Genomic DNA, 23,081 nt, shown 5'->3' with positions numbered 1-23,081 from the left:
ATAGGTTTGGCCGCGTCTGTTCGAGGCGTGCGGGTAATCGAAGCATCAACTGCTGACAAATAACGCTTGACGTCACGTGTATGTCGTAATATGTTAGGCGTAGGAGTGGTAAGCATCACAGCCGATCTGGCTGATGTTCGCTCTATTCGGTGGGCGCCTGCCGCCCACCGTCAGTCGGCAAGTTGAATTCCTCAGTTGCCGCGCATGTCGCCCGAAACTCACAGGGAGAACGAATGAAACTCGAAGGCAAAGTCGCACTGATCACCGGTGCGGGATCAGGTCTCGGTCGCCAGTCCGCCCAGCTCTTCGCGTCGGAAGGCGCCAAGATTGCTGTGGTCGACATCGATCCGGAGCGCGCCGAGGCGACTGCTCAACTCGTTAAGGAGCAGGGAGGCGAGGCGGTGGCCATTACCGCCGACGTCGCACAGCGTGACCAGATCACCGCGGCCGTCGATCTCACGGTCTCGACGTTCGGCAAGCTCGACATCGCTTGGGCAAACGCAGGCGTGGTCTCGCGCGGCGGCGTGCCCTCCGTCGCTGGCGGCGAGCAGGTCCTCTTTGAAGACTTGACTGTTGAGGACTGGAACGACGTCCTCGGCGTGAACCTGTCCGGCGTTGTCTACACGGCGCAGGCCGCCGTGCCTGCTCTCAAGGCCAACGGCGGTGGCGTCATCCTCGCGACCTCATCGGCCGCATCGCTTGTCTCCTACCATGACATCGCGCTCTACAGTGCGACCAAGGCTGGCGTAAACGGCTTGGTCCGCGGCCTCAGCATGGATCTGGGTCCGTACGGTATTCGGGTCAACGCACTGGCACCGACGCATGGCATGTCGCCCAACTTCCTCATGCCCGCCGGATCGCCCGTGGTCGGACAGTCCTACGAGGAAGTTTCCGGACCGTGGGAGCCCTTTGTCTCGCCGATTCCGCTCAAGCTGAATCGCCCGCCGAACCTGCTCGACAACGCCAAGGTTGCGCTCTTCCTCGCTTCGGACGACTCCGGGTACATCTCGGGCGCCGTCCTAGGGTCCACTGACGGTGGCACCTTGTCGCGCGTCGGCATGTGGTTCCCAGAGGACCTCAACCAGCCGAACCCCCACGCACAATGACGGCTGGATCGCAGATGTTAACCATCGATCGGGTGGCGTGTGCTGGTCATGGCATGTGTTACGCGACGGCGCCGGAGCTGATCGATTGCGACGAAGAGGGCGATCCGATCCTGCCTGATCGGCAGCTGACTGAGGAGGAGTCCGCGCGTGCGCGGGACGCCGTCTCGGCGTGCCCCGAGCGTGCATTGACCCTGGTTACGGCGTTCGCATGACAATTCACCTTCGCAACACCTACTTCAAGGAAGCGCTATGACTGCAGTTCAGAGTTCACGTGACGATGTCACGGTGGATTTCGACGTTTACGACCAGGCTCTTGCCGCGCCGGTCGACAATTTTCAGGATCACGCTGCCAGACTTGCGGCAGTGGGCCCGGTTGTCTGGTCGCCCCATTACGGTGGCCACTGGATCGTGACGTCGTACGAGGAGATTCACGAAGTTCTTCGTGATGCCGAGACGTTCTCGAGCCATCCCAACAACCTGGTGACGAACGAAGCCTTCGGCAAGTTCATTCCGATCGAGCTCGATCCCCCGGAGCACACCGGGTATCGCAAGGCGCTGCAGCCGCTCTTTGGTCCCGCGCGAATGAAGCAGCTCACCGAAGACATTCGGGCGGTGGTCGACGAGTTGATCGACGGGTTCGCCGCGAAGGGGAGTGCGGAGTTCGTGTCGGAATTTGCCCACGAACTCCCGGCACGAGTGTTCCTCGCGCTCATGGACTGGCCGGTGTCTGATGCGCCGTTGTTTACCGAGGCGACGGACGTGGTGCTCTTCGGTAAGCCCGGAGGCACTGAGCAGGAGTCCCTGGAGGCCCGCGCAATTGCAGGCATGCAGATGCTCGGCTACTTCCAGAAGATGGTCGACGACCGGCGCGCAACTCCAGGCGAGGACATCACCTCGACGTTGATTCACACCGAGGTGGAACTCCTCGACGGTAAGCGCCTGCTAACCGACGAAGAGCTCAATCGGATGTTCTTCCTTCTGCTGATCGCCGGCCTGCACACCGTCCAGGGGTCGCTGGCGTGGATGATAAAGCACTTCGTCGCCAACCCCGATCAGCGCCGCGATGTTGCCGAGGATCCGGCCCTGATTCCGAGCGCCGTGGAAGAAATCCTCCGAATCGAAGCCGCAGTGGTCCCGGGACGTCGAGCAACGCGCGACACGGTTCTGGGTGGACAGGAAATTGCCGCGGGCGAGCAGCTCATTCTCATGCTGTGTGCTGCGAACCGTGACAGCGTCGAGTTTGACGATCCGGCAGTGCTTGACATCGAGCGCAGCCCTAATCGGCACCTGTCGTTCGGTGGCGGTGCGCATCGCTGCCTCGGATCGCACTTGGCACGAATTGAACTCGCGGTAGCGATGGAAGCCATCCACGCGCGGATTCCTGACTACCGATTCGTAGAGTCGGATCCGCCGGTGTTCCACTCGTCGCAGGTTCGTGGTTGTGCGCGGATGCCGATCGAGTTCACGCCCGAATCGCGCTGATTGTCCGACCTTTTGGGGGCTCTTCAGTGTGAAAGGAGAGGTCCGACCCTAGATGGCTTTGGCGCGGGTCGGACCCTTCTTTCTGGGATCAACTTGGGGCCTGATTTTTCCCGAATTCGTTGCCCCTTAAACCTAAATGCGATAGGTTAATTCTAACCGGATCGACCGGAGTTCGGCGGACGCCGACAGTGTTGACACGAGACACGATGGGAATACTCATGACGACTTCGCTACCTCGCCAGGACAGGATTCGGCGCGCACTAGACCTGCTCCGCGGCGAGACCACCGACAAGTTCGACGAGGTGGTTGACTTCGAGCCGGGGGAGTTTACCGACCCGGCTCTTGCGCAAGAAGAGCGTGACTACATCTTCGGTACCGTGCCGTCGATTGTCGCTCACGGTTCCGAGATTGCCCGGCCGAACGACTTCGTCACGGTGCAGATGCCCCGCAATAACCTTCTCATCGTTCGCCAGAAAGATGGCAGTGTGAAGGCCTTTGTCAACCTTTGTCGTCACCGCGGCGCCATGCTCGAAGAGTGTGAGAGCGGGCGCAGTCGCATCTTCTCTTGCCCGTACCACCGGTGGTCGTACGACCCAGACGGCAGCCTACGCACCATTACGCGCGACGCCACCTTCGGCGATGTCGAGCGCTCTGAGCACGGTCTGATAGAGGTTCCCGCGGAAGAACGTCACGGCTTCGTCTGGGTCGTGGACAACGCCCACGCGACGATCGACGTCGCGAGCTGGTTGGGCCCAGAGATGGACACGATCCTGAGCAGCTACCACCTGGAAGACTCGGTATGTTTCAAGGCTGGCGGGTTTAATGAGCCGACCAACTGGAAGCTCATGCAGGATGCCTTCCTCGACGCCTATCACGTCCAGTATGCCCATCCGAACACCGCGGGCAAGATCATCCACACCAACGTCGTGGCGATAGAGGACTTCGGTCGGCACTGCCGGTTTATTGCGCCTCGAAAGTCGATCGACCGCTACCTTGAAGAAGACCCGGGTAACAGTCCGCTCGACAAGCACGTCACCGAGACGCACTTTCTGCTGCCGAACTCCACGCTGCTGCGGCAGCCAGACCACTTCCAGCTGCTGACGTTCCGGCCTCACCCGACGGACCCGACCCGGAGTCGGATGGAGCAGCGACTGATTGTTCCGCGCGTCGAGGATAGTGGGATGGACGAAGCGCGGTGGCAGCGGATCTGGACCAAGAACTGGGACATTCTCCTAGCAGTCCTTCACAACGAGGACTTCCCGCTCTTGCGTAGCTCACAGAAGGCGCTGGGTAGTGCCGATGCAGGAGGCATGCTGCTTGGCCGCAATGAGGTCGCGAACCAGGTCTTCCGCCGAGAGACGCGACGGCTGGTCGCAGCCGGTCGTGCCGCGGCCGCCGACAGCTAGATCGAGTGTCACAGTGATTCGTTATGAGTGGTGCACGCATCTCACAGGCGGGGACGCGCAACAACTCCGCGACCTGCTGGTCAGGGCCGCCGCGTACGACGCCGAACCCGAGTACAACCGGATCGACCCGGACGAGGTCGACCGGGATCTGGCCGCAGGCGGCGAGGTGCGATACCTCGTCATCTGGCTCACCGAACGGCAGGAGATGCCGGACGGCTCCATGGCAGACCAGGTTGCCGGTGTCATCCGGTTTGTGCCGCGCAGTGACGGCTGGGCCGATGGCACCATCGTGATCGATCCTGACTTCCGGTCGATTGGCATCGTCACGCTGTTGCTCGAGCGCGAAGGAACGGACTTCTCCGCCGATGGCGGATGGCTGGCGAGCGGATTCGCGGGCGTGCGCGGCTGGGCCCGTGGCAACCACCCGGCCTCTGGGCGCATCGGCGACCGCAACTTGCTTCCCCGAACCAGGCGAATCTGGAAGCTAGTGCGCCCGAGCAGTGAGTGTGGGGCTGACGACGGTGGCCGTATCAACGAGCTGACTGGGGCCGACGATTCGGCGGTCGCGGCGCTGCTCACCGCATTGGAGGCATCCGACAATGAGCGTGACCGGCTGGCGATTGCGGCGTCGGACGCACCGACGCGTGTTGCCCTTGGTGTGTCGAATGGAGCTGACCTCGTAGGCGTCGTCGATCTTGACCTGACGCCGGTGCACATCGACGACATTGGCAAGTGCGCAGGCATCGACTACCTCGGCACGGCACCGGGGATCGTCGGTCCCAATCGCGGCACGGCCCTGACAGACCTCCTCGCTGGGGCTGGCGCGCGTGCGGCAAACGCTGGCCTGGATGGACTCATTGTGTACACGTCGTCGGCCGACGAAGAGTTCGTCGCGGTCGGTAGGCACTTGGGTTTCCAACACGACCGCACCGACGTGCTTTATGAAATCCATTGAGGGAGATAAGTTTTCATGGATAGTGATCTATTTGAGGCCGATCACCTTGCCTACGCTGACTCGGTGCGCAGGTTTGTGGCCCGCGAAGTGGTCCCCCACCTGGACGAGTGGGAAGAAGACCGGCAAATTGATCGGTCGGTGTGGATGGCGGCGGGCAAGCAGGGGCTGCTTGGACTGTCGGTCCCGGAACGCTTCGGCGGCGGTGCGGTCACCGACTATCGATTCCGGGCGGCACTGATCAACGAACTCGCCCGCGTCGGTGCCAGTTCGCTGCAGTCCGGGTTCTCGACCAACGACGACATCGTGCTCAATTACCTGCTGCGGCTGGCGAACGAAGAGCAGTCCGAGCGCTGGCTCCGCGGTTTTACCACCGGTGAGACCATCGGCGCGATTGCGATGAGTGAGCCGGGTACTGGCAGCGACCTACAGGGCATCACGACCACCGCAGAACGGGTTGATGGTGGCTGGAACCTCTCCGGATCCAAAACTTTCATCACCAGCGGCATTCTTGCCGACCTGGTGATCGTGGTTGCCCGCACCGATGTCGCCGCCGGCTCTAAGGGCTTCACCCTCCTCGTTGTCGAGGAAGGGATGACCGGATTCCGTCGTGGACGCAAACTACGGAAAGTCGGCCTCCATGCGCAGGACACCGCGGAGTTGTTCTTCGACGAAGTTTTCGTGCCCGACACGAACGTCCTCGGTGACGTCGGGCACGGTTTCGGCTACCTGATGGACAGTCTCCCCCTGGAGCGGCTCGGAATTGCCCTTGCCGGGCAGTTCTCCGCCGAAGCCACACTTCGGTGGACTGTCGACTACGTGCGGGAGCGTCGCGCATTCGGCAAGGCGATCAGCGACTTTCAGAACACTTCCTTCACCATCGCCGATCACATCACCCGGACCGAGGCGTGCCGCGCCTATCTCGACCGAGCAGTCGCCCGGTACAACGACGGATCGTTGACGCCAGAAGACGCGGCCAAAGTGAAGCTGATTGCCACGGAGAACCAGTGGTCAGTGATTGACGCCTGTGTACAACTGCACGGGGGATATGGCTACATGCTCGAGTACCCGGTCGGCCGTGCTTTCACGGATGCCCGCATTCAGCGGATCTACGGCGGCACAAACGAGATCATGAAACACATCATCGGTCGACATGAACTGGCCCGACCTACCACTTGATTTCTTGGCCGCAGAATCCCCTGTTGGCCGCACTTCAATCCCGCCCCATCTTTCGATCAAAGGAACGTAACCATGACCGCATCTATTGGAGCAGCTCTCGACTGGTGGGGACGCACTAAGCCCGACGTCGTCGCCCTCGTTTTCAACGGAAAGGAACTCGCCTATGGACCGCTGCGCGACTGGACAAGTCGCGGGGCCCGCCACCTCGTGGAAACGGTGAAAGTGAACCCGGGGGAACGGGTGGGCCTGTTGGGTTCCAACTCGCTCGAATGGCCGGTCATGGCCCTGACGATTTTGAAGTCCGGTGGGGTCTTGGTGCCGCTCAACAGTAGGTATCAGCCAGCCGAGCTCCGCAAGATTGCCGACGATGCGGGTTTGTCCGCTGTGATCGTCGCTCCCGGCTTTGAAGAGCTCGCGGAGCGGACCGCGGCGATGGGCGAGGGTTTCTCAATTGTGCCGTTCGCCCACTTTGAGGGTCTGCGCGAAGGTTCCGCAGACAGCTACCGCGTCGATGTCGCGCCGGATGCGCCGACAACCATTCTGTTCACGAGCGGTTCCACGGGGCTCTCGAAGGGCGTGGTCCTCACGAATCGCACGCTGCTGTCGATCGTCCTCGAGAACACCCTGACCGAGGAAGGGTTCCGACCCGGGACCACCACCCTCCTGGTTCTCCCGCTGGCGTTCACCCCCGGACTGGTCTACGGACTGCTGATTACCACAGTGCTCGGCGGCACGTTGGTCGTCGAGCCCGACTTGGTGCCCTCGCGCGCGGTGACCCTGCTGGAGAAACACTCGGTGGAGGCGATCTTCGGCGTCCCGCTCATCTTCGAAGCCATCTCGCGGGCCCCGGAATTCGCCGATGCTGATCTGTCGGCGTTGAAGACCGCGATCGTCGGCGGAGCGGCGGTGCCGACCGATCTCCTGGGCCGGTGGGCCGACAAGGGCGTGCTGCTGCGACAGATCTACGGCATGACCGAAGCCGGAGGCGTTGCGACCGCAACGATCCGCTCCGAGGCCATGGACTACCCGGACCGCTGCGGTACCGGCTCCATCTTTACCGAGGTCAAGGTGTTCGACGCCAATGGCAAGGAAGCAATTCCGGGTGAAACAGGCGAACTGGTGGTCCGCGGTCCCGGGGTGACCCCCGGGTACTGGAATGATCCGGAGACCACCGAGCAGGCGCTCCGCGATGGCTGGCTTCACAGTGGCGATCTAGGCGAGGCTGACGAATCCGGCCGTGTCAAGTTCGTAGATCGGTTGAAGGACCTCATCATCTCGGGGGGCATTAACATCTCGCCGGTGGAGTTGGAAGTTGCGATTGGCTCCATCGACGGAGTCGTCGAGGTTGCCGTCATTGCAGCTCACGACGACCGCTTTGGCGAGACTCCGGCAGCCATCGTCACGGTGAGCAACGGTGTAGACGCGGAGGCAATAATCGAGCATTGCTCGACCGTTCTCGCAGACTTCAAGGTGCCTCGCTATGTGGTCGTGACGGAAGATCCTTTGCCTCGACTGCCGTCTGGAAAGATCGCCAAGGCGACGATCCGCAACGAGTACAAGGATGTGCACCAGCGGTTCGAGAAGGTGCGTTGAGTTCGGGCAACGCCGCGGGCGAGCACCACTTCGTGATGTTGGAGCGTCCGACCCTCTGGGTGCAACGGCGCGGCACCACAGCCGTGATTTGGCTAAACCGGCCGGACCGGCTCAACGCATTCACCCTTGCCATGCGCGACGACCTGCTCGCAGCCTTTGACGCCACCGATGCCGACGATTCAGTCCGTGCCGTGGTGATCACGGGCACCGGCCGGGCATTCTGTGCAGGCGCCGACCTGGAAGCAGGCGGCGAGACGTTCCTCCCGGAAACGGGCTTCGATGGTGTACCGCCTGATTCTGGCGGCACGACGTCGTTGCGGATCTTCGCCTCGCTGAAGCCGGTGATTGTCGCTGTCAATGGACCATCGGCGGGAGTTGGTGTGACGATGACCTTGCCTGCGGACGTGCGCATTGCGTCCGACGATGCCAAGTTCGCCTTTGTCTTCACCCGCCGCGGCCTGGTTCCGGAAGCGTGTTCGTCGTGGTTCCTGCCGCGGATCGTCGGTGTGGCAACCGCGCTGCGGTGGTTGATGGCGGGCGCGACGGTATCGGTCGGGGAGGCCCTCGAAGCAGGTCTGGTGTCCGAAGTAGTTCCGAAAGCCGAAGTCCTGCAACGCGCTTTGGCGATCGCCGACGAATTCGCGGCAGGCACCGCACCGGTCTCGGTGGCACTCACGCGGCAGCTGCTGTGGCAGATGCTCGCGACTGAGAGCCCTCAAACGGCGCACGCTGTCGAATCCCGGTTGTTGGTGGAACGTGGGAGCTCAAGCGATGCCAGAGAAGGCGTTGTTTCGTTCTTGGAGAAGCGACCGCCAGAATTTTCTGGTGCCGTTGGCGCGCACGGTGCCGACTTCGATTGGCAACCGAAAACATAGAACACGAAGTGTCTCATGTAACGTGGTGTTCTAACGACACGACGACAGGACTGGGACAATGGCTCGCAGGAAGACTGGAAGTGTCCTCTCCGAGGATGCAGATGAAGCCCGTGATCAACTCATGGTGGCAGCGGAGACGGTCTTTGCCAAATTTGGCCCAGCGAAGACGACGATGGACGACATCGGGCGTGAGGCAGGTGTCTCGCGCCCGACCGTCTATCGCTACTTCGCGGGCCGCGATGCGCTGATCTCGGCACTAATTGAACGACGCTCGCGCATGTTGTTCGCCAAGGCGCGGAAGTTCCTGCTTCGGCAACCGACCTTTGCTGACCAGTTGGTGGAAGGCCTGATCTACCTGGTGGATCGTGGTCGTCAGGACCCGCTCATTCGCGTTCTGGTGTCCCCTGAGCACATGCAACTGGCTGAACCACTTGTCGGTAGCTCGGGCCTCGCGGCGCGGTTGACCGCAGAGATGTGGGAGCCGATTCTCGACCGGGCCATCGCAAACGGCGAGGTCCGCGACGATCTCGATCGGACGAAGATGGCGGAGTGGATCGCCCTGGTCCAATTCATCCTCGTTGGCCGACTCGACTTCGACAATTCTGATGATCCGTCGCACCGCGAGATGCTCCGCACGTTTGTGCTACCCGCGTTCATACCGGGGGGCTCGGGCGGGCCGCTAGTCGGAATCCCAGTTGACACGCAGTCGGGGACCGACGATCAAGGGCCGCCGGCGACGTCGGCGATGGGATCCTGACCGCAGCTGAGGCGTGCTTTGAACGATTCGGCATGGCCAAGACCACGATGGAGGATGTCGCGCAGGCCGCGGAGACATCCCGCGCCACCGTCTACCATCATTTAGCGACCGCGACAGCACATCATGGCGTCGGTGGTCCGGCGCTCGCGCATGAATCACGACGCCGCGCGGCCCTCCATTGGCAGTTGGCGCGAATTCCGCGATTGTCTCGTCGACGGCACTTGCCATGACTGCGATTCGGTGAGGTTGGGCTCCACAGTTCGCGGGTCAACGCCACCGCAGCACCGGAAGTTGTTCGGTGAGGATTGGGTAAAATCCTCGACATTCGACTGCTGAGCCGATGGATCGCTTCCGGACCAAGCTCCGGCTGTCCCTGGTGCCTGCCCTGCTGCCAGTAGTCGCTTAGAGGTCGATGACCAGGTGGCTGGACTTGCACCGCGAAACGCAGATCATCATCACGTCGTTCTTGGCTTGCTCGTCCTCATCGAGGACCGAGTCGCGATGGTCGGGGGTGCCGCTAAGTACCGCGACTTCGCAAGTGCCGCAGGTTCCCTCGCGGCAGGAGAAATCGGCGTCGATACCCGCGGTTAGCACGGCGTCGAGAATCGATTCCCCCTCGCTGACCGCAATAGTCTGACCAGACTGCGCCAACTCGACCTCAAAACTCGTGTCGACCAGATCGGTCGGGAGTTCTTTGGGGGCGAAGCGTTCTACATGCAACGTCACGGAAAGTTGGTCGCAGACATCCTCCAGTGCCGCCAGTAGTGGCTCGGGTCCGCACGAGTACACCACGCCGCCGGTCGCGACGTCCGCGACGGCGGTTTGCAGGTCGAGCAAACCGGTTTCGTCGGCCGGTGCGAGGCTCACTTGCGCGGGGAACTGGGTGGAGATCTCGTCAGCAAACGCCATGCTGCCACGCGTCCGTCCGCCGTAGAGCAGTTTCCACGGCTTGCCTGCGCGTTCGGCTGCTCGCATCATCGGCAACAGTGGAGTGATTCCGATGCCGCCTGCGACGAACAGGTACGACTGTGCGTCGACGAACGCGAAATGATTTCGCGGGCCGTCGGAGTCGATGACCATCGCGACTTCAAGCTCGTCGTGAACGTAAGCGGAGCCGCCGCGACCGGCGTGCTCCCGGAGCACCGCAATTTGCCAGAAGTCGTCGTTCGGTTCGCCGCAGAGTGAATACTGCCTGGTCAGGCCATTGGCGAGATTGATGTCGATATGTGCGCCCGGTAACCACTGCGGAAGGACTTTGCCGTCGGCGTCGACTAGGCGCAGCGACACCACCTGGTCGGCGACATCGTCGCGGGCCGCGATGCGCAGCGAGCGATAGGTGGTGCACATTACGGGCCTTCCGAAAATGGTTGAGTACCCATTAATCTTATGCTATTAGTTTTAGGGGAGCAACCAATTCTTGCTGGTGTCGACTCAACTTCCGTGGAAATGCCATGACTCTTGCGGGTCTTGATCGGCCCGCTCAAGGCGGTGCCGCTATGCCCCTCTCCGAAGCTCTCCACCGCTTTCGTGGCGACGGAGTGGACCTCGCTGCGAGTACCTTCGCCGCCGTGGAGGAGCCCGCCGGAATCGTCCTGCTGCTCCATGGTGGCGGGCAGACGAGGCATTCGTGGCAGCGCACCGGTCAGCGGTTGGCCGAGCAGGGTTGGTTGGTGCACGCACTGGATCTGCGCGGGCACGGCGGTAGCGACTGGGCTCCCGACGGCGACTACACGACGGCCGCGCACGCGCGCGACGTTGCCGCTGTGGCGGGCGGGCTGAGTGAGCCGCCGGTGCTGATCGGGGCGTCGCTGGGTGGAATGGCGTCGTTACTGGCCCAATCCGCAGATGCCGACCTCGCGCGCGCGCTGGTACTCGTCGATATCGCGCCCAAGGCTCAGCCTGAAGGCCTGGCCAAGATCCACGACTTCATGGCGCGCGGCATCGAAGGTTTCGACAGTCTCGACGATGCTTTGGCCGCTGTCGTTGCCTACAACCCAAACCGCCGACGGACCCCTCGCGTCGAAGGCTTGCGCAAGAATCTGCGGGAACGAGACGGGCGCTGGTACTGGCACTGGGATCCCCGCATTCTCTCGCAACGGGAGAATTCGCTTGCCGCGGCCGGCACCCGGGAGCGTACGGCTCGGCTTGCTGCCCAACGAATCTCGGTGCCGACCCTACTGGTTCGCGGCGCCCAGTCAGACGTCGTCGGTGAGGACGCAGTTGCCGATCTGCTGAGCCTGATCCCCACCGCCCGCCACGTTGAGGTGGCCGGTGCCGGGCACATGGTCTCCGGTGACGACAACGACGTTCTCAGCGTCGGCATCGCCGAGTTCTGCGCGAGTCTGCTTCGCCCAGGCGTTACCTAATCCACGCATTAACACAGGCTCGACCCCACGAAAGGAATGAACACATGGCACGACTCGAGGGCAAAGTAGCCTTCATCACCGGTGTCGCCCGCGGTCAGGGACGCTCGCACGCGGTTCGTCTCGCCGAAGAAGGCGCGTCGATCATCGGCATCGATATCTGTGGACAGATCCCGTCGGTCTTTTACCCGATGGCCACTCGCGAAGACCTTGCCGAGACCGAACGCTTGGTCAAGGAAGCTGGCGGCCAGATCGTCACCAGCATCGGTGATGTACGCAAACGCGAAGACATCGAAGCCATCGTGAAGACCGGCATCGAGCAGTTCGGTCACCTCGACACGGTGATCGCCAACGCGGGCATCATGCCGGTTATTGGACCAGGCGAACAGAAGCAGGCGTGGTTCGACGCCGTCGACGTGATGCTGACGGGTGTGTGGCAGGTGCTAGACGTGGTGACTCCGATCCTCGTTGAACAGGGTCGCGGCGGCACGATCACCATCACCAGCTCGGCTGCTGGACTGCGCAGCATCGGTCTGAACACCCTGCCCGGTCAAGCGGGCTACTCGGCTGCCAAGCACGGTGTGGTCGGTCTGATGCGCCTGTACTCTAAGCAGCTCGCCAAGGATCTGATTCGCGTCAACACTATTCACCCAACCGGCGTCAACACGCCGATGGTCGCCAACGCGGAGTATGGCGAGTTTGTGATGTCGCATCCGGAAGTGGCCAACGACGACGCCTACAAGAATCCGATGCCAGTGGAACTGGTCGAGTCCGTCGACATCAGCAACGCGATTGTGTTCCTCGCCTCCGACGAAGCGCGGTACGTCACTGGTGTGACTCTGCCGGTCGACGCCGGTTACAACAACCGGTAGTCCGGACCTGCGACATCCCGCAGAACTGACAGAACCCCTCAGTGGCCTACACCCGAGGCAAATGAGGGGTTCTGCCTATCGCGAACGGGACCCGCAGCGGGCGCTAGTCCGGCTGCAGGACACCGGCTTGCACCAGCGCGGCGAATTCGGTGTCGTCCATGTTCAGCAACTCGGCGCAGACCTCTCGAGTGTGTTCGCCTGCAATCGGTGCCTGCCTGGTTGGCGGATCGGCGATCGCCCCGAACACTGCCGCCCGCGCGGTCGCGGGAAGCGCCATTCCGAGTAGCTCGTGCGTCACCGTGGTGTAGGTACGGCGTGCCAGCAGGTGCTCGTCCTGGAGCAACTCGGGCAACCTCACCATCGGGGCAGCGGCGATGCCGACGGCCTGCAGAGCTGCGGCGACTTCCCTCGGCGTTCGCGTGGTGGTCCAATCGGCGACCACGCCGTCGACTTCGTTACGATGCGCCAGGCGCTCCTGCGGCGTCGAGAACCGTTGGTCGGCCACGAGTTCGGGCCTACCGATGACGCGACACAGCGCCGCCCACTGGCCATCGGTACGGACGGTCAGAACACTCCACTCGTCGTCACCCGCACAGGCGAAGACGCCGCTCGGGGCGTGCGCGGGGTCGTCGTTGCCACGGGCCGAGATGCTGCCTGGGCGCAGACTCTCCGCCGCCAGGTCCGCGCCGATCTGATTGAGGGCGACGTCGACTTGGGCGAGGGAGATCGAGGTTCCGCGGCCGGTCTGTCGACGCTCGATCAATGCGGCGAGGATGCTGGTGGCACAGATGTAGCCTGCGATGTGGTCGGGATAGACCGTGGAACCATCGCACAGGAGATCCTCGGCATTCGAACCGCCGCAAGCACCATCGGCATCGGGGTAGCGCCACAGCGCGGACACGCCCGAGGCCGCACGCACCAGCGGGCCGTAGCCCATCCGAGTGCGCCACGGGCCGACGTCGCCGAAGGCGCTGGATTCGGCCACGATGATCCGCGGATTCAGTGCCGAGAGGACCTCGTACGACAATCCCATTGATGCCAGGGTTCCCGGTTTGAAGTTTGCGACCACGACGTCGGCCTCGGCAGCCAACCGGGTGAACAGTTCGGCACCGGCTTCCGACCGCAGGTCGATACCGAGACTGCGCTTGTTGCGGTGCCCCCAGGCGACCGACGCCGGAATCTTGGCGCCGCGTTTGGACTGGCGAAGTCCGTCGGGGTATTTTGCGTTCTCGATCTTGATGACGTCGGCACCGTAGTCGGCGAGCTGTCGGCTCAGTTCGGCACCAAACACGATAACGCCGAGGTCGAGGACGCGGATGCCTGCCAGCGGCGCGGTGTCGGTCAGTGCCGCCGTGTTGGACTCTTGAGTGTCGAGTGCCTGCGGTGCCCACGTCGGTGTGCCAGGCAGAACCGTTGCCGCAGAACGGAATCCAGCGCGCCGATCGCCAAAGCACGCGTAACCGGACGGGATGCGGGCGGTGACCCCAGGGAATATCTCCGCGTCGATCAGGGCACCGGACTCAGCGAAGTGTTCGGCGGAAAGTGCCTGGTCGAGGGTGTACACCGCGCCGACCGGGATACCCCGGTGCGCGCCTTCGGCGACGAGGTCCTCACAGGTCTGATCGGCGAACAACGCACTGATCAGCGGATGTAGCCGATCGGCGTCGGCGAAGCGCGCGGCGATCGTGTCGTAGCGTGTGTCGGCGAACTCTGCTGGCTGGCCGAGCCAGTCGAACATGTTGCGCCACTGCCGCTTGGCCAGCAGGCAGATGCGGACCTGGCCATCCTTGCAGCCGAAGACTGGATAAAAGCTGGCGGCGTCGGGCCGGTTGCGCGGGTAGTCCTCGGAGCGCCCGGCGGCTGCCGATCCCTGCGTGCCGAAGCCGGGATCGAAGCCGTGAACCATGGCTTCGAGGGCGGACACATCTACGTTGTCGCCGACGCCGGTGTCGAGCCGCCGGTGGTACGCGAGCAACGCCGCCCACACCGCGTGCGCGGCGACCGATCCCTCGGCGAGGCCCTCCGGTGGCAGTAGCGGCACCTCGCCGGGCACTCCGGACCTCGAGAGCACCCCGGACATGGCATAGAGCACCTGCTCGTCGGCAGTCCGGTCGCGGTAGGGGCCGGTCAACCCGAACCCGGTGATGGCCAGCCAAACCAGATGCGGTGCATCGGCGCGCAGTGCGTTGATGTCGATATCCCAGCCGGGCACCGTTGCGGAGGTTGCGGACGTGATGACGATGTCGGAGGCGACGATCAACTGCCGCACCGTGGTTGCAGCATCGGCTGCCGCTGGGTCGAGACGCAGGATCGACTTGTTGGCGTTACGCAGGGCGGTCGTGGCATCGAAGGTCGCCAAGGGGGCCTCGCCGCTGATGCGCACGACGTCAGCACCGAAATCGGCCAGGAGTCGTCCGGCGGATTCGCCGAAGCCGTCGGTCAGATCGACGACGCGGATTGCCGAAAGTGGGAGGGCCATGTCACTGAACTCGCTTCACTTACAGGTAGATGGACTTGGTTCGGCGGTACGGAGCAAGGCCCTCGGGGCCGAGTTCCCGGCCAAGGCCGGACGCTTTGACACCACCGAATGGGGCGGCGAAGTCGAGCGCGTAGTGGTTCACGCCGACCGTTCCGCTGTAAATCTGATCTGCGATGGCGAGGCCGTGTTCCTCGTCGGAGGTCCACACCGAGCCGCCGAGGCCGTACGGGGAATCGTTTGCGATGGCGATCGCCTCGGCCTCGTCGGTGTAAGGGGTGATGGTGAGGACCGGCCCGAAGATCTCTTCCTGAGCGAGCCGCGCTGAGTTGTCGACATCGGCGAAAACAGTCGGTGCGACGTACCACCCGGTGTCGATCCCGTCGGGGATGTCGCCGCCGACGGTGAGCTGGTGCCCGGTGTGCTTGCCGATCTCGATGTAGTCGAGGACGCGGAGTTGCTGTGCCCGCGTCACCAACGGGCCGATCTGGGTGCTCTTGTCCAGGGGGTCGCCGATTTGCAGGGCGGCGACCGCAGCGGTCACTGCATCGACCACTTCGCCGTAGCGGGAGCGCGGCGCGAGGATCCGGGTGCACGCGTGGCAGGTCTGCCCATTGTTAGGCAGCGAGACGCCTGCGAGTTGTGCCGCAAAGTGGTCGAGGTCGGCATCGTCGGCGACGATCGACGCCGATTTGCCGCCAAGTTCCAGGGTGACTGGACGCAGGAGACGTCCGCAGACCTCACCAATCGCGCGGCCCGCGGGCGTCGACCCGGTAAATGCGACCTTGTCGACGCCGGGATGCTCCACGAGGTACGCACCGGCCTCGCGGCCGCCGGGGACGATGTTCAGCACGCCTGCGGGCAGTCCCGCAGCGTGGGCGGCATCGGCGAAAGCGTAGGCATCCAAGGCTGTTTCAGGAGAGGGCTTGAGTACGATGGTGCAGCCTGCGGCGAGTGCGGGGGCGATCTTCATCGCGGCCAGGGACTGGGGGTAATTCCACGGGGTGATCGCCGCGACCACGCCAACCGGCTCGTGCCGCACCACGGTGCGCTTGCCCATCGCGCTTGGGCGGATATCCTCGGCGGCACTTTCGCGCACCAACTTCGCGTAGTACGACACCATCATCGACGGTGCATAGCCGTTGGCGCCGATCGACAAGGAGATCGGCATGCCGTTCTCACGGCTGGTGAGCACCGCGGTGGCCTTGGCGCGAGTCTTGAGCTCGCGCGCGAACCAATCGAGGACCTCGGCTCGGTCCGAGATGGCCATTCCACGCCAGCCGGGCAGGGCACGACGAGCGGCATCGACCGCGGCGTCGACGTCCGATGCTGAGGCGGAGGCTGCCGCACCGAGGACATTCTCGGTGGCGGCTTCGATTACGTCGGTGGTGGCACCGTTCGCGGGGGCCACCCACTGCCCGTCGATGAACAGCTCGCGCCGGTCCAGGGTGGTATCGACGGTGGAAGGTGTTGACATAGCAGAGATTCCTTCGGGCTGATGCGGTTAGAGCGCGTTCTGGTTGCCGAACAGGGTGGACGAGACCAGTGGTGCCATCGGAGCGCCGACGAACAGCGAGGTGCTGGCGCTGTCGACCCCGGTGCAGAGGTGCCGCAAATCCGGCGGACCGCTTCGACGGCGAAAGCGATGCGATTGACGAAAGCTGTCGGCGATGTTGCCGCCGCAAGTGTTGACCGGGAGCTTGCCGATACCTGCGGTGAGATCGTCGGCTGTGAGGACCTCGCTGGCGGCGCCGGTGGGGCGGGCTGAGGCGTACATGTCACCGTTATCGATTAGCGAGGAGCAGCCCGGAGCGCCCTGGTCGCAGGACAGCACATTCGCGGCGCTGCAGGCGCAGCTCATCGGCGAGCAGCCTGTCCCGATCCTGCGGCTCGAGGCTGTCGGCGGCTGGCCCCACGAGTCGGTGATCTCGGCGGTGGTCATGCAGTGGTCTCGGGGGCGTCTGCGGTAAAGTTCTCCAGCTTCACTGCGAGCCACTGGCCGTCGTGGTTCTCCCAGATGGAGCGGAGTCCGACCGGGCCGTCCGCCAAGTGATAAATGGCCTCGCCGACCAGTGTGTCGCCATCGGCGTGAACACCGACGATCTCCGCTTTCTCGACTGCGGCGCGAGGCACCTGCACACCGTCGAACACCGTTGCGAGATTCGCCTGCACCATGTCGGCAATCGCGGCTTTCATGTCGCCCGATTTCACATGCCTGACGTGCTGTTCATAGCGCGCTCGGAAATCGTCGAGGTTGGGAGAGGACATGGGATGCTCCTGCGTGTGTTGGCGAGCGCCTCGGCCGCGTCGAGCGACTGATGCTGATTACCCGATGGTGGCCAGCGGCACACCCTGTGCATCCATAAAGCTAATGCCTTTAGGTAAATATGGCAAGGGTTTCAGTGGTCGACGGGGTGGATTCATTCCTGGCTGCCGCGGCTGTTCGCTTCCGGTGGAACGCAGCTGAACGTCGGCCGGGAGTAAGGCTGCCGGCGACCTGAAGGTCATGCCCGGCGATGAACTTCTATACGTCGGTGGCGCAGTCCGGCTAGCCGATTGCATCGACTGCGTGAACGTAGTGGGTGCAATTTCCCATTCCCTCCCGGCTGTGTCACATTGTGACTTAAATCTATTGGTGTTAGATTGGTGAGCGGGGAGGTGACAATGCCGAAAATCGCCACGCACCCGCGCCCTTGTCCACTTTGCGTGTCGACGTGCGGCTTTCTGTTCACGCTCGAACCGCCGAGGCTGCTCGACGTCGAGCCCAGCCCCGCTGACAGCGCATCCGGCCAAGCGACCTGGGACGCGGCATCTGCGGAGATTGATCGGCGGTTGCCTGCCTTAGTCAACGGCGATCCCGGATCGTGCGCGGTCTACCAAGGCAATTCGGTCGCGCATCGTCTCGACTCGACTTTTAATCTCGGCGAGTTGATCGCGGCGCTGGGTGTCGGCAACATCTTCTCGTCGGGCAGTGTCGATACCTGGCCGAAGAGCCTGGCACCCATGCAGCCCTACGGCACCGACCTCGGGCTCACCCTGCCCGACATCCACCTGGACCGATTGCCTGCAAAGCCTTGGCTCGAACCCACTGGTGTCGAACGGATCCACGATGACCGCACCGGACGTGCGGGCACAGTTGCAGAAACTGCGGGCGCGCGGCGGCACCCTGGTCGTGGTGGACCCGGTGCGCTTGTATATCTCAACCGTCGCCGACATCGACGTGCAGAGGCTCCGTTGCGCCTACGTGCTGCTCGGCCTGCTATCGGTCATCGCCGCGGATGGGGGACCACGGGCCCGGTATGTGCATCCCGAAGTCGGCCGCGCCACCCGAAGCCAATTGCAACGCGCTGGTCGACGACACCGAACGCCTTGAGGCACTGACGAATTCGCCGGTGTTCAACGGGATCCGAGTGACTGTGACATCTCTGAAGAATCGAAATGAGGAACACCCATGACCTTCGTTGTAACGCAGAACTGCTGCAACGACGCGACCTGTGTGCAGGTCTGCCCGGTGGACTGCATCCATCCAGCTCCTGGTGAGCCCGGCTACGCCACCACGGAGATGCTCTACATCGACCCAAATACCTGCATCGACTGCGGTGCTTGTGCGGACGTCTGCCCGGTTGAAGCTATCAGCCCAGACGACAGCCTCTCCGGTCTCGACCTCCGCTACCTCGACGTCAATGCCGACTTCTATACGCGCGACGCGGGGCAGTCGGTCATTCTGCCGACCCCGGTGGTTCCGCCGAAGGTGACTGCTGCAGTGGACGCCTCGGTTCTCCGCGTGGCAATCATTGGGTCCGGCCCGTCGGCCTGCTACGCCGCCGAGGAAGTGCTGTCGCGGCGCGATATTCGCACCGAGGTAACCATGATTGAGCGGCTGCCGTTCGCCGGGGGATTGGTGAGATATGGTGTCGCACCCGATCATTCGAAGACCAAAGGGGTCGACAAGACTTTCACCCGCACCATTCGTCGCAGTGGCATGAGCTTTTATCTGAACGTCGAGGTGGGCTGTCATCTAAGCCTCGATGAGGTCGCCGCCCACCATCATGCAGTGATTGTCGCGACCGGGGCCACCGAAGACCGGCGTCTCGGTATCGAGGGGGAGTCGCTACCCGGTGTCGTCAGCGCGCGCGAGTTCGTGGCCTGGTACAACGGGCACCCCGATTATGCAGATCTGGAGTTTGATCTGTCCGCCGAGCGAGTGGTGGTGGTCGGCAACGGCAACGTCGCCCTTGACGTCGCGCGGGTGCTTGTCGCCGACATTGATTATCTACGCGGCACCGACATAGCCGACCACGCGCTCGATGCGCTGGCACGCAGCGCCGTCCGCGAAGTAGTGGTGCTGGGGCGTCGCGGACCCGAAGCGGCTGCGGGGACTGTCCCCGAGTTGCTCGGACTCGCGGGACTGTCGGGCGTCGACGTCCTCGTCGACGGCGACGTAGCCGTCGACGAGGATGCGACGTACAAGCAAGGGCTGCTGGCCGAGTACGCGGCCGCGCAGCCGACCGCGGGGAATCGGCGCATCATCTTTCGGTTCAACAGTGCGCCCGAGGAGATACTCGGTGAATCGCAGGTCAGCGGGATCCGCCTAGCAGGCCTCGACGGACCAAGTGACCTTGCGTGCGGTCTGGTTCTGCGATCGATCGGTTATCGCGGTGCTCCGTTCCCCGGGCTGCCTTTCGACGAGGCCCGCGGAACTATTGCCAATCTGGAAGGGCGGGTCGTCAATACAGCGACCGGTTCGCCTGTCGCCGGACGGTACGTCACCGGTTGGATCAAACGCGGCCCGTCCGGGGTGATTGGTACCAACCGAGTCTGCGCACAGCAGACCGTCGAGGCGCTGATTGCCGATTTTGCTTCTGGAGCGCTCAGTGATCCGAACTCCGACGCCGAGGTATTTGATGCCCTCGTGAAGGACCGACGGCCGACGGCGATGACGGCGGCCGATTGGTTCACCGTCGATCGGCACGAGCGCAGTGCGGGCCGCAAGCAGCGGCGGCCCCGCGTGAAACTCCTTGACCCACGGCCAGCGTTGACCTGACGCACGATGCTCAAGACTGCCGGACCGGGCCTGGACCACCTTCGGCAGTGGGCCACCGTAGCTGCAACTCCGATTTGACTCCGCAGGGGCCCAGCTGCGGCGTTGCAGTGGCGGACAAACGCCCTACCGAGCAGTTCTGCCATCTGATGATTTCCGGTGGCCTCGATACCTCACTGTGCGGTTCAAGGTGTGTGGCAAAGAAGGATAAAGCATTTGGGCTTACTGAGATGGTCGACTTGAGCAAGTGATCCGAGTCGCAAAATCGACATGCCTCTCGAGGTAGACCGAGGAGCGCTCGGTCGACCCTGAGGGTAGACGCTGGCTTTTCGCTGCCGTGCGTTCGGCTATTCGGCGCGCCAGACTGGCGCGCGCTTTTCGGCGAAGGCGCGGGGTCCTTCGCGGGCGTCCTTGCTGGAGAACACGGTCATGATTTCTTTGGTGTTGGCACTCCACTGGGCGGTCTCGCCGGGAACCTCGCGGTCGACGATGCCCTGCGCGAGACGCTTGGAGGCCTGCACCGCCAGCGGTGCGTTGGCTGCGATTTCCTCGGCGAGGACGATTGCCGCGTCGAGTACCTCAGCATCGGGGACGACGTGATTAATCAGGCCGAGGTCCGCTGCCTGAGTTGCCGTGATGGCCCGACCGGTCAGTAGGATCTCCATGCCGATCTTCTTGGGGAGGGCTTCAACAATGCGGAAGGCGCCTCCGGCACCTGCGATGAGGCCGCGCTTGACCTCGGGGAGGCCGAAGGTGGCGCGCTCCGCCGCGATGGCGAGATCAGCGGAGAGGACCAACTCGGTGCCGCCGCCGAGTGCAGTGCCGTTAACTGCGGCGATGAGCGGTGTGCTGATCGCGTGACTGACCGTGCCTGCGAAACCCCATTTGCGGTGTGCCTTATCGGTCGGATTGATGCCCTCGCCGCTGGCGATCGCTTTGAGGTCTGCGCCCGCGCAGAACGATTTGTCGCCAGCGCCGGTCAGCACGATCGCACGGATCTCCGGATTCTGATCGGCTTGCTCGAGCGCGATTCCGAGACCGTTGGCGACCGCAGAGTTGACCGCGTTCCGGGCATCGGGGCGATTGATGGTGATGACGGCAACGTTGCCGCGGTTCTCGACGAGGACGGCTGGATTGTTCTCGCTTGTCATGGAGTCTCTCTCTCGCTTGACGCTGCCGACGGCCAGGCATTGCGCCCCGTGGGACCGCCATCGGAAAGGGCTGGTTGGGATTTGGCGTAAATCTTACATGTATAGATTTATAGTAATTGTCGGGACGGGCGAGGCGATTCGCGGACACAATCTACGGTGGGCGCACCGCGCCGAACCGAGGCGGAGTTGGCCTCGAGAGGTCCCAGCCTTCTCAAGCACCTTCGCCACCCTCAGTTTCGCGAGCGACTGGTCCACCAAACGCTCGCGCATGGCCGCCAGAATCGGTGCGTGCGTCTCCGAATCCAGGACATCGGTGTCTTGGCTGGCTCGAGATGCCGCCTGGCGAAATAGAGTGGTCGGCGCACGGCCGCGTCGTCGGATCTGAGATCGGATTACCTCGCGACGATGGAGGCCACGGAGGCGACGCTTGAGGCGATTATCGAGACTGATTGGGCGCGCGGCATGGCACCCGGCAAGCCTCTTGCGCCGCAGTATGCCGCCACGCTGGGGGCATCGAGCGTACGGCCCGCCGCTGTCGGCGATGTCTTTATGCCACGATCTACGCCCGCCGAGAGCCCTCCTCGAAGGCTTAATGGCCGAACCACATTCCTGGGCGGGCGGCGATACCGACGTCCTAGTAGGCCTGCCGGACGTAACTCCGGGGCCGCTTCGCGACCGGTGGCGTGTCACTCCGCGAGGTGAGTGCGGATGGAAAACTCTCCGTCACTCAATTTGGGCTCGAAATGTCCGAATTTCGCCGGATGTTGGTTTGGCCTGCATGTATGCCCGGTGGGTGGGGGTGTTTCGGTGTCGTCGCCTGAACCTTTTCATCTGCTGACAAATTACGCTTGACGTTTCATGTAAACCTACTTAGTGTAGGCGCAGCAGGTGTTGTGAATCACAAGGGCATTTAGTCCCGTCCAGCGTCATGGTGGCGCTTAGGCGTGATTGACATCACGTCAAAAACGTTTTGTGTGCTCGCCATGTTCGACGAGTTCGCGATCGTACATCCCAGGCCGATCTAGTGCCGCAGGCATTTTCGCTTCGGCCAAGATTTCAGGAGTTTCCCTTGAGTGTTACCGAAATTGCGACGACCGGTCGATCGTCTGTCAGTGAGGACGGAGAGATCGCTCGACGCGACTTCCGTGACGGTCGGACGCGCGCGCTCTCCTGGGGAGTAAGTCAACTCCAGGGGCTGCTCCGGTTTGTCGATGAGTGCGAGGTGGAGATTTTGGCGGCGAGTGGAGCCGATCTTGGCCGGCGTGCGATGGCGTCGCTCATGGCCGATATCGGTCCCGTTCGTCACGAGATCCGGCACACCTTGAGCCGACTCAGTGCGTGGACCAAGCCCACGTCGGTGCCGATCAGTGCAGCAACGGTACCGGGCAAGACCTTCACGATTCTCGAGCCCAAGGGCGTGGTCCTCGTCCTCGTCCTCGTCGAAGAATCTGTCCGACCCCGGTTCGTTGAGCGACTGTTGAAAGACAGTCCCGTGCAAGCGGGACACGACACCACCCACATCGTCAATCGGCACCACCTCGATCGGCGCGCCGGACTCTCGATGACGCACGGCGGCGAAACGTTTGGCGGGGTGATCGATGTGAATGCACTAATGATGAGTCTCGCGCTGATGACCGATCCCGATCTCGACTCCGAGCTCATGCGCGAGGAAATCTTTGGTCCGGTATTGCCGCTGGTTAGCGTGCCGTCTATCGATACCGCCATCGAGCACATCAACGACCACCCGAAGTCGCTGGCGTTGTACCTGTTTACCGAGTCGATGGGCTGAATGGCACGGCGACGTGCGAACAGCTTGAATTTCACAGAC

At 63.1% G+C, this 23,081-nt stretch carries 21 protein-coding genes; 15 read left to right on the top strand and 6 right to left on the bottom strand.

Annotation, left to right across the window (positions count from 1 at the left end; all coding sequences use genetic code 11):
- Positions 1–233: 233 nt before the first annotated feature.
- From WBA38_RS01800 to WBA38_RS01755, 10 genes are all read left to right on the top strand, one after another.
- The gene (locus WBA38_RS01800) at positions 234–1,106 is read left to right on the top strand and encodes an SDR family NAD(P)-dependent oxidoreductase (protein ID WP_424321908.1); all 873 of its coding nucleotides are present in this window, start codon (positions 234–236) and stop codon (positions 1,104–1,106) included.
- Positions 1,103–1,318, top strand: a complete 216-nt coding sequence (locus tag WBA38_RS01795; protein ID WP_424321907.1) for a ferredoxin — start codon at positions 1,103–1,105, stop codon at positions 1,316–1,318. Before WBA38_RS01800 ends, WBA38_RS01795 begins: the two co-directional genes overlap by 4 nt.
- 37 nt (positions 1,319–1,355) lie before the next feature.
- Positions 1,356–2,588, top strand: coding sequence for a cytochrome P450 (locus WBA38_RS01790; RefSeq protein ID WP_424321906.1), 1,233 nt, complete (start codon positions 1,356–1,358; stop codon positions 2,586–2,588).
- Positions 2,589–2,806: 218 nt separating this feature from the next.
- Complete coding sequence (locus WBA38_RS01785; protein ID WP_424321905.1) at positions 2,807–3,994, top strand: aromatic ring-hydroxylating oxygenase subunit alpha; 1,188 nt, start codon at positions 2,807–2,809, stop codon at positions 3,992–3,994.
- A 13-nt stretch (positions 3,995–4,007) separates the two neighbouring features.
- Positions 4,008–4,949, top strand: coding sequence for an N-acetyltransferase (locus WBA38_RS01780; protein WP_424321904.1), 942 nt, complete (start codon positions 4,008–4,010; stop codon positions 4,947–4,949).
- Between the two features lie 15 nt (positions 4,950–4,964).
- On the top strand, positions 4,965–6,125 hold the full coding sequence (locus WBA38_RS01775) for an acyl-CoA dehydrogenase family protein (RefSeq protein WP_424321903.1): 1,161 nt from the start codon (positions 4,965–4,967) through the stop codon (positions 6,123–6,125).
- A gap of 72 nt (positions 6,126–6,197) precedes the next feature.
- Complete coding sequence (locus WBA38_RS01770; protein WP_424321902.1) at positions 6,198–7,718, top strand: class I adenylate-forming enzyme family protein; 1,521 nt, start codon at positions 6,198–6,200, stop codon at positions 7,716–7,718.
- Between the two features lie 35 nt (positions 7,719–7,753).
- The gene (locus tag WBA38_RS01765) at positions 7,754–8,593 is read left to right on the top strand and encodes an enoyl-CoA hydratase-related protein (RefSeq protein ID WP_424321925.1); all 840 of its coding nucleotides are present in this window, start codon (positions 7,754–7,756) and stop codon (positions 8,591–8,593) included.
- Between the two features lie 58 nt (positions 8,594–8,651).
- Positions 8,652–9,350: a TetR/AcrR family transcriptional regulator gene (locus WBA38_RS01760; protein ID WP_424321901.1), complete on the top strand. Its 699-nt coding sequence runs from the start codon at positions 8,652–8,654 to the stop codon at positions 9,348–9,350.
- A 32-nt stretch (positions 9,351–9,382) separates the two neighbouring features.
- Positions 9,383–9,580: a TetR family transcriptional regulator gene (locus WBA38_RS01755; RefSeq protein WP_424321900.1), complete on the top strand. Its 198-nt coding sequence runs from the start codon at positions 9,383–9,385 to the stop codon at positions 9,578–9,580.
- 172 nt (positions 9,581–9,752) lie between these two features.
- Here the strand turns inward: WBA38_RS01755 and WBA38_RS01750 are convergent, their stop codons facing one another.
- The gene (locus tag WBA38_RS01750) at positions 9,753–10,697 is read right to left on the bottom strand and encodes a PDR/VanB family oxidoreductase (RefSeq protein ID WP_424321899.1); all 945 of its coding nucleotides are present in this window, start codon (positions 10,695–10,697) and stop codon (positions 9,753–9,755) included.
- Positions 10,698–10,846: 149 nt separating this feature from the next.
- Between WBA38_RS01750 and WBA38_RS01745 the strand changes: the two genes are divergently transcribed.
- Both WBA38_RS01745 and WBA38_RS01740 read left to right on the top strand, forming a co-directional pair.
- Positions 10,847–11,716: an alpha/beta fold hydrolase gene (locus WBA38_RS01745; protein WP_424321924.1), complete on the top strand. Its 870-nt coding sequence runs from the start codon at positions 10,847–10,849 to the stop codon at positions 11,714–11,716.
- Positions 11,717–11,760: 44 nt separating this feature from the next.
- Complete coding sequence (locus WBA38_RS01740; protein WP_424321898.1) at positions 11,761–12,585, top strand: mycofactocin-coupled SDR family oxidoreductase; 825 nt, start codon at positions 11,761–11,763, stop codon at positions 12,583–12,585.
- 103 nt (positions 12,586–12,688) lie between these two features.
- Here WBA38_RS01740 and WBA38_RS01735 read toward each other — a convergent pair whose 3' ends face one another.
- From WBA38_RS01735 to WBA38_RS01720, 4 genes are read right to left on the bottom strand one after another with little or no spacing between them, the layout of a single operon-like run.
- Positions 12,689–15,064 carry a CoA transferase gene (locus WBA38_RS01735; protein ID WP_424321897.1) on the bottom strand — a complete coding sequence of 792 codons (2,376 nt, stop codon included), beginning with the start codon at positions 15,062–15,064 and terminating at the stop codon, positions 12,689–12,691.
- A gap of 19 nt (positions 15,065–15,083) precedes the next feature.
- Complete coding sequence (locus WBA38_RS01730; protein WP_424321896.1) at positions 15,084–16,538, bottom strand: aldehyde dehydrogenase; 1,455 nt, start codon at positions 16,536–16,538, stop codon at positions 15,084–15,086.
- 27 nt (positions 16,539–16,565) lie between these two features.
- On the bottom strand, positions 16,566–17,003 hold the full coding sequence (locus tag WBA38_RS01725; RefSeq protein ID WP_424321895.1) for a hypothetical protein: 438 nt from the start codon (positions 17,001–17,003) through the stop codon (positions 16,566–16,568).
- Complete coding sequence (locus WBA38_RS01720; protein WP_424321894.1) at positions 17,000–17,329, bottom strand: hypothetical protein; 330 nt, start codon at positions 17,327–17,329, stop codon at positions 17,000–17,002. The genes WBA38_RS01725 and WBA38_RS01720 overlap by 4 nt, the downstream gene beginning before the upstream one ends.
- 841 nt (positions 17,330–18,170) lie before the next feature.
- On the opposite strand from WBA38_RS01720, the gene WBA38_RS01715 reads away from it, so the two are divergent.
- Complete coding sequence (locus WBA38_RS01715) at positions 18,171–18,434, top strand: hypothetical protein (RefSeq protein ID WP_424321893.1); 264 nt, start codon at positions 18,171–18,173, stop codon at positions 18,432–18,434.
- Positions 18,435–18,512: 78 nt separating this feature from the next.
- Positions 18,513–20,105 (top strand): FAD-dependent oxidoreductase, encoded by a 1,593-nt coding sequence (locus WBA38_RS01710; protein ID WP_424321892.1) that lies wholly within the window; start codon positions 18,513–18,515, stop codon positions 20,103–20,105.
- A 344-nt stretch (positions 20,106–20,449) separates the two neighbouring features.
- On the opposite strand, the gene WBA38_RS01705 is transcribed toward WBA38_RS01710, so the two are convergent.
- A complete protein-coding gene (locus WBA38_RS01705; RefSeq protein WP_424321891.1) occupies positions 20,450–21,253 on the bottom strand; it encodes a crotonase/enoyl-CoA hydratase family protein in 804 nt (267 codons plus the stop codon).
- Positions 21,254–22,322: 1,069 nt separating this feature from the next.
- On the opposite strand from WBA38_RS01705, the gene WBA38_RS01700 reads away from it, so the two are divergent.
- Entirely contained in the window at positions 22,323–23,042 is a 720-nt protein-coding gene (locus tag WBA38_RS01700; protein ID WP_424321890.1) for an aldehyde dehydrogenase family protein, read from the top strand.
- Positions 23,043–23,081 lie beyond the last annotated feature (39 nt).

The sequence above is a fragment of the Gordonia sp. (in: high G+C Gram-positive bacteria) genome (assembly GCF_049647785.1).
In the GTDB taxonomy this organism is placed as follows: Bacteria; Actinomycetota; Actinomycetes; order Mycobacteriales; family Mycobacteriaceae; genus Gordonia.
Note: the sequence above shows the minus strand (reverse complement) of the source record. Positions and strands in the feature narration are given on the sequence as shown.

Excerpts from the sequence above, each read along its gene's own strand:
- WBA38_RS01795 (WP_424321907.1), top strand. The coding sequence starts at position 1,103 with ATGACGGCTGGATCGCAGATGTTAACCATCGATCGGGTGGCGTGTGCT.
- WBA38_RS01760 (WP_424321901.1), top strand. The coding sequence starts at position 8,652 with ATGGCTCGCAGGAAGACTGGAAGTGTCCTCTCCGAGGATGCAGATGAA.
- WBA38_RS01715 (WP_424321893.1), top strand. The coding sequence starts at position 18,171 with ATGACCGCACCGGACGTGCGGGCACAGTTGCAGAAACTGCGGGCGCGC.
- WBA38_RS01725 (WP_424321895.1), bottom strand. The coding sequence starts at position 17,003 with ATGACCACCGCCGAGATCACCGACTCGTGGGGCCAGCCGCCGACAGCC.
- WBA38_RS01705 (WP_424321891.1), bottom strand. The coding sequence starts at position 21,253 with ATGACAAGCGAGAACAATCCAGCCGTCCTCGTCGAGAACCGCGGCAAC.
- WBA38_RS01785 (WP_424321905.1), top strand. The coding sequence starts at position 2,807 with ATGACGACTTCGCTACCTCGCCAGGACAGGATTCGGCGCGCACTAGAC.
- WBA38_RS01755 (WP_424321900.1), top strand. The coding sequence starts at position 9,383 with ATGGCCAAGACCACGATGGAGGATGTCGCGCAGGCCGCGGAGACATCC.
- WBA38_RS01720 (WP_424321894.1), bottom strand. The coding sequence starts at position 17,329 with ATGTCCTCTCCCAACCTCGACGATTTCCGAGCGCGCTATGAACAGCAC.
- WBA38_RS01735 (WP_424321897.1), bottom strand. The coding sequence starts at position 15,064 with ATGGCCCTCCCACTTTCGGCAATCCGCGTCGTCGATCTGACCGACGGC.
- WBA38_RS01790 (WP_424321906.1), top strand. The coding sequence starts at position 1,356 with ATGACTGCAGTTCAGAGTTCACGTGACGATGTCACGGTGGATTTCGAC.
- WBA38_RS01710 (WP_424321892.1), top strand. The coding sequence starts at position 18,513 with ATGACCTTCGTTGTAACGCAGAACTGCTGCAACGACGCGACCTGTGTG.
- WBA38_RS01800 (WP_424321908.1), top strand. The coding sequence starts at position 234 with ATGAAACTCGAAGGCAAAGTCGCACTGATCACCGGTGCGGGATCAGGT.
- WBA38_RS01770 (WP_424321902.1), top strand. The coding sequence starts at position 6,198 with ATGACCGCATCTATTGGAGCAGCTCTCGACTGGTGGGGACGCACTAAG.
- WBA38_RS01750 (WP_424321899.1), bottom strand. The coding sequence starts at position 10,697 with ATGTGCACCACCTATCGCTCGCTGCGCATCGCGGCCCGCGACGATGTC.
- WBA38_RS01775 (WP_424321903.1), top strand. The coding sequence starts at position 4,965 with ATGGATAGTGATCTATTTGAGGCCGATCACCTTGCCTACGCTGACTCG.
- WBA38_RS01730 (WP_424321896.1), bottom strand. The coding sequence starts at position 16,538 with ATGTCAACACCTTCCACCGTCGATACCACCCTGGACCGGCGCGAGCTG.
- WBA38_RS01745 (WP_424321924.1), top strand. The coding sequence starts at position 10,847 with ATGCCCCTCTCCGAAGCTCTCCACCGCTTTCGTGGCGACGGAGTGGAC.
- WBA38_RS01740 (WP_424321898.1), top strand. The coding sequence starts at position 11,761 with ATGGCACGACTCGAGGGCAAAGTAGCCTTCATCACCGGTGTCGCCCGC.
- WBA38_RS01765 (WP_424321925.1), top strand. The coding sequence starts at position 7,754 with ATGTTGGAGCGTCCGACCCTCTGGGTGCAACGGCGCGGCACCACAGCC.